Origin of the sequence: Haladaptatus sp. DJG-WS-42, from assembly GCF_037198285.1 — an archaeon.
GTDB lineage: Archaea > Halobacteriota > Halobacteria > Halobacteriales > Halococcaceae > QDMS2.
In genome coordinates this window covers 1,134,144-1,147,740 of sequence record NZ_CP147243.1, presented here as the reverse complement: position 1 = coordinate 1,147,740, position 13,597 = coordinate 1,134,144, and the positions used below count along the sequence as shown (strand labels likewise).

Annotated in this window: 15 protein-coding genes; 12 read left to right on the top strand and 3 right to left on the bottom strand. The window is 60.3% G+C overall.

Translation table 11 applies throughout. The features are described from left to right. The first annotated feature begins 8 nt into the window (after positions 1-8). Complete coding sequence (locus V5N47_RS06305; RefSeq protein WP_338730020.1) at positions 9-464, top strand: type IV pilin; 456 nt, start codon at positions 9-11, stop codon at positions 462-464. Here the strand turns inward: V5N47_RS06305 and V5N47_RS06300 are convergent, their stop codons facing one another. After that, complete coding sequence (locus tag V5N47_RS06300) at positions 465-1,088, bottom strand: methyltransferase domain-containing protein (RefSeq protein ID WP_338730019.1); 624 nt, start codon at positions 1,086-1,088, stop codon at positions 465-467. It abuts the gene before it with no gap. 151 nt (positions 1,089-1,239) lie between these two features. Between V5N47_RS06300 and ahaH the strand changes: the two genes are divergently transcribed. From ahaH to V5N47_RS06250, 10 genes are read left to right on the top strand one after another with little or no spacing between them, the layout of a single operon-like run. Then, on the top strand, positions 1,240-1,572 hold the full coding sequence (ahaH, locus tag V5N47_RS06295; RefSeq protein WP_338730018.1) for an ATP synthase archaeal subunit H: 333 nt from the start codon (positions 1,240-1,242) through the stop codon (positions 1,570-1,572). Then, entirely contained in the window at positions 1,559-3,700 is a 2,142-nt protein-coding gene (locus V5N47_RS06290; protein WP_338730017.1) for a V-type ATP synthase subunit I, read from the top strand. The genes ahaH and V5N47_RS06290 overlap by 14 nt, the downstream gene beginning before the upstream one ends. A gap of 11 nt (positions 3,701-3,711) precedes the next feature. Beyond that, entirely contained in the window at positions 3,712-3,975 is a 264-nt protein-coding gene (locus tag V5N47_RS06285; protein ID WP_276246214.1) for a F0F1 ATP synthase subunit C, read from the top strand. 20 nt (positions 3,976-3,995) lie between these two features. Then, positions 3,996-4,574 (top strand): V-type ATP synthase subunit E, encoded by a 579-nt coding sequence (locus V5N47_RS06280; protein WP_338730016.1) that lies wholly within the window; start codon positions 3,996-3,998, stop codon positions 4,572-4,574. Then, positions 4,571-5,632 (top strand): V-type ATP synthase subunit C, encoded by a 1,062-nt coding sequence (locus V5N47_RS06275; protein ID WP_338730015.1) that lies wholly within the window; start codon positions 4,571-4,573, stop codon positions 5,630-5,632. Before V5N47_RS06280 ends, V5N47_RS06275 begins: the two co-directional genes overlap by 4 nt. Beyond that, on the top strand, positions 5,629-5,952 hold the full coding sequence (locus V5N47_RS06270; protein ID WP_338730014.1) for a V-type ATP synthase subunit F: 324 nt from the start codon (positions 5,629-5,631) through the stop codon (positions 5,950-5,952). The genes V5N47_RS06275 and V5N47_RS06270 overlap by 4 nt, the downstream gene beginning before the upstream one ends. A gap of 3 nt (positions 5,953-5,955) precedes the next feature. Then, complete coding sequence (locus V5N47_RS06265; RefSeq protein WP_338730013.1) at positions 5,956-7,716, top strand: ATP synthase subunit A; 1,761 nt, start codon at positions 5,956-5,958, stop codon at positions 7,714-7,716. After that, a complete protein-coding gene (locus V5N47_RS06260; RefSeq protein ID WP_338730012.1) occupies positions 7,716-9,122 on the top strand; it encodes an ATP synthase subunit B in 1,407 nt (468 codons plus the stop codon). The genes V5N47_RS06265 and V5N47_RS06260 overlap by 1 nt, the downstream gene beginning before the upstream one ends. Before the next feature lie 26 nt (positions 9,123-9,148). Further along, positions 9,149-9,835, top strand: a complete 687-nt coding sequence (locus V5N47_RS06255) for a V-type ATP synthase subunit D (RefSeq protein ID WP_338730011.1) — start codon at positions 9,149-9,151, stop codon at positions 9,833-9,835. A gap of 47 nt (positions 9,836-9,882) precedes the next feature. After that, positions 9,883-10,275 carry a DUF6276 family protein gene (locus V5N47_RS06250; protein ID WP_338730010.1) on the top strand — a complete coding sequence of 131 codons (393 nt, stop codon included), beginning with the start codon at positions 9,883-9,885 and terminating at the stop codon, positions 10,273-10,275. On the opposite strand, the gene V5N47_RS06245 is transcribed toward V5N47_RS06250, so the two are convergent. Beyond that, on the bottom strand, positions 10,272-11,030 hold the full coding sequence (locus V5N47_RS06245; protein WP_338730009.1) for a hypothetical protein: 759 nt from the start codon (positions 11,028-11,030) through the stop codon (positions 10,272-10,274). The two genes, V5N47_RS06250 and V5N47_RS06245, sit on opposite strands and share 4 nt — an antisense overlap. 125 nt (positions 11,031-11,155) lie before the next feature. After that, positions 11,156-12,403 carry a peptide chain release factor aRF-1 gene (gene prf1 / locus V5N47_RS06240; protein WP_338730351.1) on the bottom strand — a complete coding sequence of 416 codons (1,248 nt, stop codon included), beginning with the start codon at positions 12,401-12,403 and terminating at the stop codon, positions 11,156-11,158. A gap of 143 nt (positions 12,404-12,546) precedes the next feature. On the opposite strand from prf1, the gene V5N47_RS06235 reads away from it, so the two are divergent. After that, positions 12,547-13,578: a P-loop NTPase gene (locus V5N47_RS06235; protein ID WP_338730008.1), complete on the top strand. Its 1,032-nt coding sequence runs from the start codon at positions 12,547-12,549 to the stop codon at positions 13,576-13,578. The last annotated feature ends 19 nt before the right edge of the window (positions 13,579-13,597 follow it).

Below are 13,597 nucleotides of genomic sequence, written 5' to 3'. Positions count from 1 at the left end.
GCGTCGATGTGTCTCGTCGTGGAACCTCGCCGGTGCTCGGTGTCGTGTTGCTGACTGTGCTCACGGTTGTGAGCGCCGGGTTCGTCGGTGCAACGTTGGTACACGCCCCACCAGACCCGACGCCGCAGGCGGTGCTTGACGTACAGGTGGACGCCGCCGGGGAGTTCACGTTTGTGCACCGAGGCGGAGATGCGCTTTCGGTGTCCGCACTCTCGATTCAGCTGCTGGTGAACGGCGACCCACTCACTCACCAGCCACCGGTTCCGTTTTTCGCGGCCCCGGGCTTCGAAAGCGGGCCGACCGGTCCGTTCAACGTCGCCGCTGAGGATGAATGGACGGCTGGTGAGGAAGCGACGCTCACGCTCGCCGCGACGAATCGCCCAGCCATCGCTCCGGGCGATGTGGTGACCGTGCGAGTGACGAGCGAAAACGCGACTGTTGCGGTCGCGGAGGTGGTAGTGTAATCAGTTCTCGGGCGCGCGTGCGACGGTGACGATGGCGATTTCCGGGCTGTATTTTGGCCCCATCAACGTGTGTTCGATGTCCACGAAGCCAGCCTCGCTGAACATGCGGTCTGCTTCGGCTTCGTCGTAGAACAGCATCATCGCGTCTGCGAGCTTGCCCATGACGAAGTTCTGTGGGTGGTTCGGGCCGACGATGAGCACCGTGTTTCCGGGTTTGACGACGCGGCGAATCTCGCGGAGGGCTTTGACTGGCTCTGGCCAGTATTCGATAGACCCGGACGACCAGACGTTGTCGAACTGGCCATCGCGGAACGGCAGGCGCTCTGCGTCGCCCCGATAGAACTTGACGGTCTCGTGTTTACCGAGTTTCGCCCACGCCTTTTCGAGCTGGTGGATGCTCTGGTCTAAGCCGTGGACGTCGTCCGTATACTGGAGGAGGCCTTCGGTGGCGAAGCCGGTGCCACAGCCGACGTCGAGCACGCGGTCGCCGTCTTGGATATCTATCAGTTCGAGGGCCGCTGCACGCATGTCCTCGTTCCAGATGTACGGGTTCACCTGGTCGTACACCTTGGAGAGATACTTGTAAAACAGGCGGGCACGGGCCTTGTGCTCGAGGACTCCCATTGGGCGAGGCTAGGGAAGGGTGGGGCATAACTCTGCGGATTGTCTACTGACAGGTCGCGTGTGTGTGGACGTTCCGCATGCCTCCGTGCGTACGCGAATCGTATTCGCAACTACCATATAGGCGCTTGTGCAACTTCCGGCTGATATAAGAATGGCTAGGCCAGAGGTTCTCGACCGAATCAAAGAGGCCGAGCGGGAGGCCGATGAAATTGTCGAACAGGCCGAGACCGCGCGCAAAGAGCGTATTGCGGAGGCACGCGAGCGTGCTGAAGCGATCCGCGAAGAGGCCCACGAGGAGGCCCGCGAGCTTGAAGAAGAACGACTTGCGAAGGCAGAGACGAAACTCGAAGCCGAACGCAAGGAAATTCTCGCAGCAGGTGAAGCGGAACGTGAGGCCCTCGAAGAACGCGCGCAGTCGCGGGTAGACGACGTTGTGACATTCGTCGTTGAATCCTTCGAGGAGGCGGTTCATGCTCAGACCTAAACAGATGAGCCGCGTCTCGGTGACCGGCTCAAAGTCCGTTATGGACACGGTCATCGAGACAGTCCACGACCTGAACATGGTGCACCTCTCTGAGTACGATGGTGCATGGGACGGCTTCGCCCCCGGCGACCCGGTTCCGGGAGCAGACGATGCTTCTGAGAAGCTCGTCACCGTCCGTTCGATTCAGAGCATCTTAGACGTCGACGAAGAAGACGCGGGACCGACCCGCATCGTCACCGACGAGGCGCTCGAAGACGAACTCGAAGAGATTCGGACCGACGTAAACACGCTCGACGACCGACGCGACGAACTCCGCGATGAGTTGCGCGCGGTCGAAGACCGAATCAGCACGATGGCGCCCTTCGCCGCCCTCGGCATCGATTTAGACCTGCTCTCCGGGTACGACTCGGTGTCCGTCGTCGTCGGTGAAGGTAAGCGCGACGCCGTCGAACGCGCGCTCGTTGAGTCAGACGAGGCCACCGCGTTCGAACTGTATTCGAGTGATAAAGCAATCGCCGTCGTTGCGCAACTCGAAGACGAGTCGTCGCTCGATGACATCCTCGTCGGCAACGCGTTCACTCCGATGGACATCCCAGACGCAGACGGGAGTCCAGAGGAGTACGTCGAAGAACTCCGCCACCGTGCCCAGCAGCTTCGCTCGAAGCTGAACGGTACCGAAAGCGACTTAGAGAGTCTAAAGCTCGAAGCGGCAGGCTTCCTGCTCGCCGCAGAAGAGCGCCTCTCGATTGACGTGCAAAAACGCGAGGCACCCCTGACGTTCGCGACCACCGAAAACGCGTTCGTCGCGGAAGGCTGGGTGCCAACCGAGCACTACTCGTCGTTCGCAAGCGCGCTCAAGAGCGCCGTCGATAACCACGTGGAAATCGACGAACTCGAACGCGCAGACTACGACGCAGACGGTCACGCACATGCGTCGGAACCGGCAACGTCCGGCGCTGGTGCGGCGGCCACCGACGGTGGCACGACCATGAGTCACGGCAACCCGCCAGTCATCCAGGACAATCCTGCTGGCACGGTGAAGCCGTTCGAAGCACTCACGGGTGTCATCAACCGGCCGAAGTACACGGAACTCGACCCAACGGTCATCTTGTTCCTGACCTTCCCGGCCTTCTTCGGCTTCATGATTGGGGACCTTGGCTACGGCCTGATTTACATGGGTCTTGGCTACCTCATCTACAGCCGCTTTGCAAACGAGGTCGTCAAAAGCCTCGGTGGCATCGCGATGTGGGCCGGTGGCTTCACGGCGCTGTTCGGTATCCTGTACGGCGAAATCTTCGGGTTACACCAACTCGGCGAAATCGTCTGGGCCGGAAACCCACCAATCCACAAGGGGCTCCAGCCACACTACGCTGAGTACGCCTCGACGTGGCTCGTCCTGAGCCTGCTGCTCGGGCTTGCCCACATGACCATTGGCTACATCTTCGGCTTCATCGACTACCTCTCACACGGCGTCAAAGATGCCGTGCTCGAGAAGGGGTCGTGGATCGTGCTGATGGCCGGCGTCTGGGGCTGGATTTTCAGCCACCACGCCGCCGATTCGAAACCATCGTTCATGTTTACCGTGTTCAACGGTGAGCCGCTTCCGCTCGGCTTCGGTGGCTTCTCGGAAGTGACTGGACTTGCAATGCTCGGCATCGCAGGCATCGGCCTCGTGATGCTGCTGGCTGGCGAGGGTGCCATTGGCCTCCTCGAAAGCCTGAACGTCGTCGTGAACGTCCTGTCGTACACGCGTATCGCCGCAGTGCTGCTCGCAAAGGCGGGCATGGCATTCGTGGTGAACCTGCTCGTATTCGGGGCGTACGTCCACGACGGCTCGTTCCACCTCATCTTCTTCAGCGAGAAGGCGCTGTCGGAGATTCCTGCAGAAGAAGTAATGTTCGCCGGGATGCTCAACGGTTCCTCGCCAACTGAGCTGTTACTCGGCGCCATCGCCGGACTTCTCATTCTCGTCGTCGGGCACCTGCTTGTGCTCGTGCTCGGCATCACCAGCGCCGGTCTACAGGCCGTGCGTCTGGAGTATGTCGAGTTCTTTGGGAAGTTTTATGAAGGCGGTGGGGAGAAGTACCAACCGTTCGGCTACGAGAGAACGTACACCACTGAGGACTAAGTAAAACCACAATGTTCGAAACTATCATGACACTGATGAGCGTCGTACTGCAAGAAGGAAGCACTGAGGCTGTCGCAGCCATCCCCCCAACGGCCGCCGCGGCCCTCGCTGTCGGTCTCGCCGCATTCGGTGCAGGCTACGCAGAGCGCGGTATTGGCGCAGCAGCAGTCGGCGCCATCGCAGAAGACGACGAGATGTTCGGTCGCGGGCTGATTCTCACGGTTCTTCCTGAGACGCTCGTGATTCTCGCACTCGTTGTCGTGTTCGTGGTCTAAACACCCCTTCTCTTTCACCCATGAGTCTCGAGACAGTTGTTGAGGATATCCGGGAAGAAGCCCGCGCGCGTGCGGAAAACATACGCGCAGAGGGCGAGGAGCGTGCCGAAGAGCTTGTCTCTGAGGCCGAATCCGACGCCACGGACATTCTTGACGAACAAGAACGGGAAGTAGAGCGCGAAATCAAGCAGATGCGAGAGCAGAAGCTGTCGAGTGCGAAGCTTGAGGCCAAACAAAAGCGCCTCGAAGCACGCCGCAACGTCCTCGCTGAGGTTCGTGCGGACGTTGAAGCCGCCGTCGCAGGCCTTGAAGGCGACCGTCGCGAGGAACTCACCCGTGAGTTGCTCGAAGACGCAAGCACCGAGTTCGACGACAGCGACGATGTCACGGTCTATGGCCGCGACGACGACGCTGCCCTGCTCGAAACCCTCGCAGACGACTACGGCTACACCTACGGAGGCGAGTACGAGTGCCTCGGTGGCGTCGTCCTCGAAAGCGAGGCGTCGCGCATTCGGGTCAACAACACGTTTGACTCGGTGCTCGACAGCGTCTGGGAGAACAACCTGAAAGAAACAAGCGAACGGTTATTCGACCAATGAAGGCACGGGTGACCGACACCAGTTCAAACTACGAGTACGTCACTGCACGTGTTCGGTCGCGCCGGGCATCGCTGTTCAGCGAAGAGGACTACCGCAAACTCGTCCGGATGGGACCGGGGGAGATTGCGCGCTTTATGGAGGAGACAGAGTACGAAGCGGAGATGAACGCGCTCGGCTCTCGCTTTAGCGGGGTCGACCTCATCGAATTCGCACTCAACCGCAACTTGGCGAAGCACTTCAACGACCTGCTTCGCTTCGCGGACGGCAAACTGTACGACTACATCGCACGCTACCTCCGCAAGTTCGACGCCTGGAACGTCAAGACGATTATCCGCGGCATCTACTCAGATGCTGCCCGCGAAGACGTAGAGGCCGACCTTGTTCGTGCAGGAGAGTTCAGCGACGACTTCCTCGCACGCCTCACCGAGGCGAGCGACATAGAGGACGTCGTCGAGATGACGTCGGGAACGATTTTCGGCAAGCCACTCGCTGCCGCGTACCCCGAATACGAGGAAAAGGGCGTGCTCGTCCCGCTCGAAAACGCCATCGACCGTGCCTTCTACGGCACGTTGGTGAACGCGTTGCCTCCAGAACCAGACCGCGCAACGGGACTCTACGTCGAGTTCCTCCGCGCAGAGATTGACTTCCGTAACATCCGCAACGCGCTTCGGCTCGCCCGGAGTGGCGCGGACGTAGACCCCTCTGAATACTTTATCGAGGGCGGACGTCTCTTCTCTGGGACGGAACTGCGCCAACTCGTCAGTAACACCGACGAGCTGGTCGCGCGCATCCGCGATAGTCCGTACGGCGACGACCTTTCTGTGGCACTCGACGAGTTAGAAGCTGCAGACAGCCTCATCGCGTTCGAGCACGCGCTCGACGCAGCCCTTCTCGAATACTCAGACCACCTGAGCCACGCCTTCCCGCTGTCGGTGTGCCCGGTGCTCGCGTACATCCTCGCCAAAGAGCGCGAGGTCGAGAACATCCGCGCCATCGCACGCGGCCTTGAGGCAGGACTCGAAGCAGACGAAATTGAAGACGAACTGGTGATACAATGAGCCAGGAAATTGCCGTCATTGGAAGCCCCGACTTCACGACGGGCTTTCGGCTTGCGGGTGTCCGCAAGTTCGAGAACGTCGCAGACGAGGACAAAGAGGCCGACCTCGACGCCGCCGTCGAGCGCATCCTCGAAGACGAGAACGTCGGCATCGTCGTGATGCACGACCCCGACCTCGAGTACCTCTCGCGCAACGTTCGCAACGACGTCGAAACAAGCGTTGAACCGACGCTCGTGACACTCGGAGGTGGCGCCGGCAGTGGCGGCCTCCGTGACAAGATCAAGCGGGCTATCGGTATCGACCTGATGGAGCAAGACTAAACCATGAGCCAAGCAACCGAATCCGACACCGTCCGTGAAGATGGTGTCATCGAGAGCGTGAGTGGTCCTGTTGTGACCGCCACGGACCTCGAAGCCCGAATGAACGACGTCGTGTACGTCGGCCAGGAAGGGCTGATGGGCGAGGTCATCGAAATCGAAGGTAACCTGACAACGATTCAGGTCTACGAGGAAACGTCCAACGTCGCGCCCGGCGAACCGGTCGAAAGTACCGGCGAACCGCTCACCGTCGACCTCGGACCGGGGATGCTGTATTCCATCTACGATGGTGTCCAGCGCCCACTCGACGTCCTTGAAGAGAAGATGGGCGCGTTCCTCGACCGCGGTGTCGACGCCCCCGGCGTCGACTTAGAAAAGACGTGGGAGTTCTCCCCAACCGTCGAAGAAGGCGACGAAGTCACCTCCGGTGACATCGTCGGGACGGTTCCGGAGACCGAGAGTATCGAGCACAAAGTGATGGTTCCACCGGACTTCGAAGGCGGCGTCGTTGCCGCAGTCGAGTCGGGCAACTTCAACGTCGAAGAGACGGTCGTCGAACTCGAAAACGGCGAGCAAATCACGATGCTCCAAGAGTGGCCCGTGCGTAAGGCACGCCCGTCGGTCACCAAGAAGACCCCGCGCGAACCGCTCGTCACGGGTCAGCGCATCCAGGACGGTCTGTTCCCAATCGCAAAGGGTGGGACGGCCGCCATCCCCGGCCCGTTCGGTTCGGGGAAGACGGTTACCCAGCAGCAACTCGCCAAGTGGTCTGACGCAGACATCGTTGTCTACATCGGCTGTGGCGAGCGCGGCAACGAGATGACCGAGGTCATCGACGACTTCCCGAACCTGGAAGACCCAAAGACCGGGAAGCCGCTCATGAGCCGTACCTGCCTCATCGCAAACACGTCCAACATGCCTGTCGCCGCGCGTGAGTCCTGTGTGTACACGGGAATCACCATCGCAGAGTTCTACCGCGACATGGGCTACGACGTTGCACTGATGGCAGACTCCACGTCTCGCTGGGCAGAAGCAATGCGCGAAATCTCCTCGCGTCTCGAAGAGATGCCCGGTGAGGAAGGCTACCCAGCATACCTCTCCGCGCGTCTCTCCCAGTTCTACGAGCGCGCCGGGATGTTCGAGAACCTGAACGGCACGGACGGTTCGATTTCCGTTGTGGGCGCAGTCAGCCCACCGGGCGGTGACTTCTCAGAGCCAGTCACGCAGAACACTCTGCGTATCGTCAAGACGTTCTGGGCGCTCGACGCAGACCTTGCAGAGCGTCGTCACTTCCCATCCATCAACTGGAACGAGTCGTACTCGCTCTACCGTGAGCAGCTCGACCCATGGTTCGTCGAGAACGTCACCGAAGACTGGCCGGAGACGCGCCAGTGGGCGGTTGACGTGCTCGACGAGGAGACGGAACTGCGCGAGATTGTCCAGCTCGTCGGTAAGGACGCCCTCCCCGCAGACCAGCAGCTGACCCTCGAGGTCGCTCGCTACCTGCGTGAGGCATTCCTCCAGCAGAACGCGTTCCACGACGTGGACACCTTCTGCCCACCGGAGAAGACCTACCGCATCATCCAGGCAATCAAGACGTTCAACGACGAGGCGTTCAAGGCGCTCGACACGGGGCTTCCTGTCGAGGAAATCACCTCCATTGACGCCGCGCCACGTCTGAACCGCATCGGGACGGCCGAGGACTACAACGAGTTCGTAGACGACCTCGAAGCCGAACTCACCGAACAACTCCGGGAGCTCTACTAATGAAAGAGTACCAGACAATCACCGAAATCAGTGGCCCGCTGGTGTTCGTCGAAGTTGACGAACCGATTGGGTACGACGAAATCGTCGAAATCGAGACGCCTGACGGCGAGATAAAGCGTGGTCAGGTGCTCGAATCGAGTACTGGTCTCGTGGCCATTCAGGTCTTCGAGGGTACCACCGGTCTGAACCGTAAGGCATCCGTTCGCTTCCTTGGCGAGACGATGAAGATGCCCGTGACCGAGGACATTCTCGGTCGCGTCATGGACGGTTCTGGCCAGCCAATCGACGGCGGGCCAGAGGTCGTCCCCGAAGAGCGCCGCGACATCGTGGGTGAGGCAATCAACCCGTACTCGCGTGAGTACCCGGAGGAGTTCATCCAGACGGGTGTCTCCTCGGTTGACGGCATGAACACCCTCGTACGCGGCCAGAAACTGCCGATTTTCTCGGCATCCGGCCTGCCACACAACGACCTCGCACTCCAGATTGCTCGACAGGCAACCGTGCCTGAGGAAGCAGGTGACGAAGGCGAGGAAACCGAATTCGCCGTGATTTTCGGCGCGATGGGCATCACCGCAGAAGAGGCAAACGAGTTCATGGAAGACTTCGAGCGCACGGGCGCACTCGAACGCTCTGTGGTCTTCATGAACCTGGCAGACGACCCCGCAGTCGAGCGGACGGTCACGCCGCGCCTCGCACTCACCACCGCAGAGTACCTCGCGTTCGACAAGGGCTACCACGTCCTCGTTATCCTCACGGACATGACCAACTACTGTGAGGCACTGCGCGAAATCGGTGCGGCACGCGAAGAGGTGCCGGGCCGTCGTGGCTACCCCGGGTACATGTACACTGACCTTGCCACGCTCTACGAGCGTGCAGGCCGCATCAAGGGTCGTGAAGGCTCCGTGACGCAGATTCCGATTCTCACGATGCCGGGTGACGACGACACGCACCCAATCCCCGACCTGACGGGCTACATCACCGAAGGCCAGATTATGATGGACCGTGACCTGAACAGTCAGGGTATCGAGCCACCAGTGAACGTGCTCCCATCGCTCTCGCGTCTCATGGACGACGGGATTGGCGAGGGCCTCACCCGCGACGACCACGCGGACGTCTCAGACCAGATGTACGCCGCGTACGCAGAGGGTGAAGACCTTCGTGACCTCGTGAACATTGTGGGCCGTGAGGCACTCAGTGAACGCGACAACAAGTACCTCGACTTCGCAGAGCGCTTCGAAAACGAGTTCATCCAGCAGGGCTACCACACCAACCGTTCGATTGAGGAGACCCTCAACGTTGGCTGGAACCTGCTGTCGATGCTGCCAAAAAGCGAACTCAACCGTATCGACGAAGAGCTCATCGAAAAGTACTACGAGGACGCAGACGCCATCGAGGCGGAGGCATAAGGGCACACCGCCCGTAGGAATCTACCATGGCCACTGACGTCAAACCAACTCGGAAAAACCTGATGGCGATCGAAGATCGCATCGACCTCTCCGAGCGAGGCCACGGCACGCTCGAAAAGAAGCGTGACGGCCTCATCATGGAGTTCATGGACATCCTCGACCAGGCGCGCGACGTGCGCGCCGGTGTCGAGGACAACTACCAGCACGCACAGCGAACCATCAACATGGCCCGCGCGATGGAGGGCGACGTTGCGGTTCGTGGTGCCGCTGCTGCACTCAAAGAGCACCCGGAAATCACGACCCAATCGAAGAACATCATGGGCGTCGTGGTGCCACAAATCGAGTCGTCACGCGTCAAAAAGACGCTCGACCAGCGTGGCTACGGCGTGCTCGGAACCAGCGCTCGCATCGACGAAGCCGCAGAGGCGTACGAGGACCTGCTCGACAGCATCATCCTCGCCGCCGAAGTGGAGACGGCGATGAAGAAGATGCTCGACGAAATCGAGACGACCAAGCGTCGTGTCAACGCCCTCGAATTCAAGCTCCTCCCGGAGCTGTACGAGGGCCAAGACTACATCGAGCAAAAGCTCGAAGAACAAGAGCGCGAAGAGATCTTCCGGCTGAAGAAGATCAAGGCGAAGAAGGAAGAAGAAGAGAAGGCCGAACGCGCCGAAGCAGAGGCAGAGGCAGCGGCGCTGCCTGCTGACGACTGAGTTCTTCTATCCCATTCTCTTTTGTCTCACCGCGACAAGCCGTGGCTATGGACTGTCCACGCTGTGGCGAACCGGTCGTTGCCTTCGACGTGCCTGCTGACCTGCGAGACTGCGTCGCGGGCGAGGAGCCAGTCGTCGGACTTTGTACCTCGTGTCTCACCCTGTCTCCCGCGGAGAACCCCGACCAAGACCCTGACTTTTCGTCCATTAGTCGGGAGTTTCCGACGCTTCGCGGCGCGGCGATTCCGATGGCGTTGCTCCTTGGGTTGCTCTCGTCGCTCGCGGTGAATCGCAAAGAGATAGAGCGGCTTGTCGAGCGCGTCGAACGGACGGGAACCGACCCGCTGTTGGTGTTAGACCGGCTGGCACGCGACCCAGAGATAAACGCAGAGACAGACCTCAGGGGTCGGCAGACGCAACTCGAACAGTTTCTCGATTAACGGAACTCGTCGGTGATGTCGATGGCCTCGTCGCGTATCGATTCATAGTAGCTCATGGCCCACTCGTATGCCGCTTGCGTGTCGTTCGTGATGACGCCCTCCATGCTACCGCTTTCGTTGTAGACTACCACGCTCACTTGAATGCCGTCGTCGTGAGTCGTGATGGCGAGGCCAAAGGGGACGGTATCGACTTGGAGCACGCGGAAGTTTCCGGTCGCGACCATCCGCTCCATCTGTTCGCGGTTGTCTTTTGCGAAGTATTCGAGCAGTTCGGCCCGATGAATCTTCTCTGCGTCTAGCCCATCTTCGATGCATTCGAGAAACCAGTTCAGCGTGCTCGCTTGGGAGACGGTGTGGGTCACGCCACGATGCGTGTTCGCGTTGCGGAGTTGGGCTTCGAGGTGATTTACGGGTTCGTGAGCGGCCGGTGGTGTTGCTTCGTACACCGTACACGAAGAGAGCAGGTCGGTCGTGATGGGCACGTCTGCGGGGAGGTGTGAAAAGAGGCGCTTCACCTCGTTTACGGTCGTAGAGTCGTCGATAAAGTCGGCGTATACTTCGATGGCGAGGCGTCCACTGAGCGTGGCGGTAAAGCCGTTGTCGACACGCTCTACGAAGCCGTGGGTCATGAGTTCGCGCAGACCGCGGTCGACTGTCGAACGCGACACCGAGAGTGCGTCTACGAGGGCAGGCTTCTCCAGTGGCTCATCGAGGGTGACCTCCAGTAGCTCGCTCCGACGGGTCAGGACTGACACTACAGCTTCCGGGGGTTCACTTGACGCCATCTGTTCGTGGCCGAAGTTACCAGTGAACGCATAACTAAGTTCTGGAACGTACCGTAGTCAGCCGAAAATCGTAAAAAACAGGCAGGAAACGACGCTTAGACGCCGGTCGCGTAGCGGAGGATGCCCGCGATGCCGCCAAAGGCGTGGAGCAGTTGGTCGCCTTCTTCGAAGTCCGTCGAGATGAATTTGGTTTCCGTCCCGCGTCCTTCTGCGATGGACATGAGGTGTTCGATGGCGTCTTCGCGCGCTGTGACCTCGGCTTCGGTGCCGTCGTCACACTCGTGGGTGGGCGTGTTTTTGCGGCGGTCTAAGAGTTCGTACTCTTCGGTCCCATCACTGCACTCGTAGGTCACGACGTCCTTGCGAAGGTCTTCGCTGATGAGGAGTCGGTCAACGGAGCCCATAATGAGGTTGCGCCGGGTGGCGTCGAACCCGTAGGTTGCGAGGTCGCCCTCGTGGAGTTCTTTGAAGAACTCGTCCATCTGGGACTTGTCCTTCATTACCTCGTGGTCTGCGAGCGAGTCCTGGGCGGCGTCTACGAGTTCGCGCAGGCCACTTTCGTCGGTATAGGAAACGTCGAACTTGTCGATGACGATCTGTTGAATCTCGTGGTGGAGGTAGTCGCCGTCTAAGAACTCGTCTTTCGTGGGCGATGGCCCGCCGACGAGGACGCCGTCCATGTCGTGGCGGTACGGGACGAACAGGTCGTCTGCCATGCCGGCAACTTCCTGATAGAAGTTGTCGATGGCTTCGAGCCGGAGGCGGGCGAAACGCTGGGCGGACTGGCCACCTTTGCGCTGTTTGCCCGGCACGAGCGATGAGGCGGACTTGACGGCCTCGATGCGCTTGCCTTTGAGCCAGCCAACGGTTGCTTCGCGGCGGTCGAGGACGATGAGGCCGATGAGACCTTTGTCCACGAGCATGTCCGAGAGCGGCTCGGTCAAGAACGCGGAGTCACAGTGATACCGGAACGATTCGACGGGTTCTGGGGGACTCTCTAACACCTGCGTGACCATGTCGGTCTGACCGCCACCGGCGTCAATCGCGCCCGAAAACAGCACGATGCCGTTGTCTGGCGGGTAGACGTCGTAGTAGCGAAGCCGGTCTTTGATGCTGGTGAGTGCGTCTTGGACCGCAGTCCGTGTCTGCTTTGACTTGATGTTTGCCGCCTCACTGTGCTCCTGGGTGACGTGGGCGACGACGTCACTAATCTGCTTGTCTTCTGGAACGTAGATGGTGACGAGTTGCGTCCCGGAACCAGAGTATTCGTCTAGCTCCTCGATGACCTTTTGGAACTCGTATTTTCGCCGGTCATCCATCTCTTCTCCCTCCCTGCTCATTATCTAGGGTAACCCTGTGGCCGCGTAAGTAACCTTTGACCCGATACGACGGTGTGTGCGTTGCCCTGCTACGACAGTGCGTGGCCGCCTTCTGGCCACCCGATTGTTTATATCAGTCTTCGCCGTGGGTAGGTATGACACGCGACATGACAGGGGAAATATACGCGGTGGCAGGCGGCAAAGGCGGCGTTGGTAAAACAACGACGGCCGTTTTCTGCGGTCTCTTGGCCCACGACGCTGGCCACGACGTGGTCGTCGTCGATGCCGACCTCGAAATGGCAAATATCGCACAGCTCTGTGGTATCGATGTGACTGGCCCGACGCTCCACGACGTCCTCGCGGGTGAGGCGTCGCTTGCTGACACGATTACCGAAGGGTCGACGGGCCTTTCGGTCGTCCCCGGAGACACCTCGATTGATGGGTATGCGAACGCCGTTCCAAGCCAACTTGGTGCGGTTCTCAGTGACCTCACCACGGAGTTCGACTACGTGTTCGTCGATACGGGCGCGGGACTCACCCACGAGGGAGCGATTCCGCTCCGCCTCGCAACGAAAACCGTGCTCGTCACCACGCCGCTTCCGGTCGCGGTTGCGGACACGGCGAAAACCGCAGCCCTCACCGAACGCCTCGACGGCACGGTCGGCGGCGTCGTGGTCACGATGGCTGGTGACCACGGGCTTTCTGCGAACGAAATCGCCGCTCGCCTCGGCTCTCCCGTGCTTGCGACCATCCCGACCGACCCCGCCGTCACTGCCGCGCTCGGTGCCGACGAATCGCTCTCGTCGGTGTCCGGCCCGGCGAAAACCGCCTACGAGACGTTGCTGGCGGAGCTTTTCGAGTCAGAGGCTCAGTCGGGAGACGACGAACCACGCGAAACGGACGCGGCAATCGAGGCAGACGGCGGCGCTGACGGAGCGAGCGATGAAGCGGCTGACCCACAGCTTGCCGAACTGACCGCGCCTGCTGAGACCGTCATCCCCGACGCTGAGGAACCGACTGCTGAGACGTCGGTCGCAGCCCCGCTCGACGCAGAAGCGAGCACGGAGGCGGCCACTGGGACAAAACCGGAAGACGCAGACCCACTTGACGACGAACGCACGCAGAACTCGTCTCCAGAAACAGACGAGGGAGACAACTCCACTGGCCTGTTCGCTCGGCTGGCTCGGCTGTTCGGCTGAAAGAAAACATCTAAGCAAC

What these genes read in the sequence shown, in the direction of transcription:
- V5N47_RS06250 (WP_338730010.1), top strand. Translation starts at nt 9,883, where the DNA reads ATGGACTGTCCACGCTGTGGCGAACCGGTCGTTGCCTTCGACGTGCCT.
- V5N47_RS06290 (WP_338730017.1), top strand. Translation starts at nt 1,559, where the DNA reads ATGCTCAGACCTAAACAGATGAGCCGCGTCTCGGTGACCGGCTCAAAG.
- V5N47_RS06260 (WP_338730012.1), top strand. Translation starts at nt 7,716, where the DNA reads ATGAAAGAGTACCAGACAATCACCGAAATCAGTGGCCCGCTGGTGTTC.
- V5N47_RS06235 (WP_338730008.1), top strand. Translation starts at nt 12,547, where the DNA reads ATGACAGGGGAAATATACGCGGTGGCAGGCGGCAAAGGCGGCGTTGGT.
- V5N47_RS06255 (WP_338730011.1), top strand. Translation starts at nt 9,149, where the DNA reads ATGGCCACTGACGTCAAACCAACTCGGAAAAACCTGATGGCGATCGAA.
- V5N47_RS06275 (WP_338730015.1), top strand. Translation starts at nt 4,571, where the DNA reads ATGAAGGCACGGGTGACCGACACCAGTTCAAACTACGAGTACGTCACT.
- ahaH (WP_338730018.1), top strand. Translation starts at nt 1,240, where the DNA reads ATGGCTAGGCCAGAGGTTCTCGACCGAATCAAAGAGGCCGAGCGGGAG.
- V5N47_RS06270 (WP_338730014.1), top strand. Translation starts at nt 5,629, where the DNA reads ATGAGCCAGGAAATTGCCGTCATTGGAAGCCCCGACTTCACGACGGGC.
- V5N47_RS06300 (WP_338730019.1), bottom strand. Translation starts at nt 1,088, where the DNA reads ATGGGAGTCCTCGAGCACAAGGCCCGTGCCCGCCTGTTTTACAAGTAT.
- V5N47_RS06280 (WP_338730016.1), top strand. Translation starts at nt 3,996, where the DNA reads ATGAGTCTCGAGACAGTTGTTGAGGATATCCGGGAAGAAGCCCGCGCG.
- V5N47_RS06285 (WP_276246214.1), top strand. Translation starts at nt 3,712, where the DNA reads ATGTTCGAAACTATCATGACACTGATGAGCGTCGTACTGCAAGAAGGA.
- V5N47_RS06265 (WP_338730013.1), top strand. Translation starts at nt 5,956, where the DNA reads ATGAGCCAAGCAACCGAATCCGACACCGTCCGTGAAGATGGTGTCATC.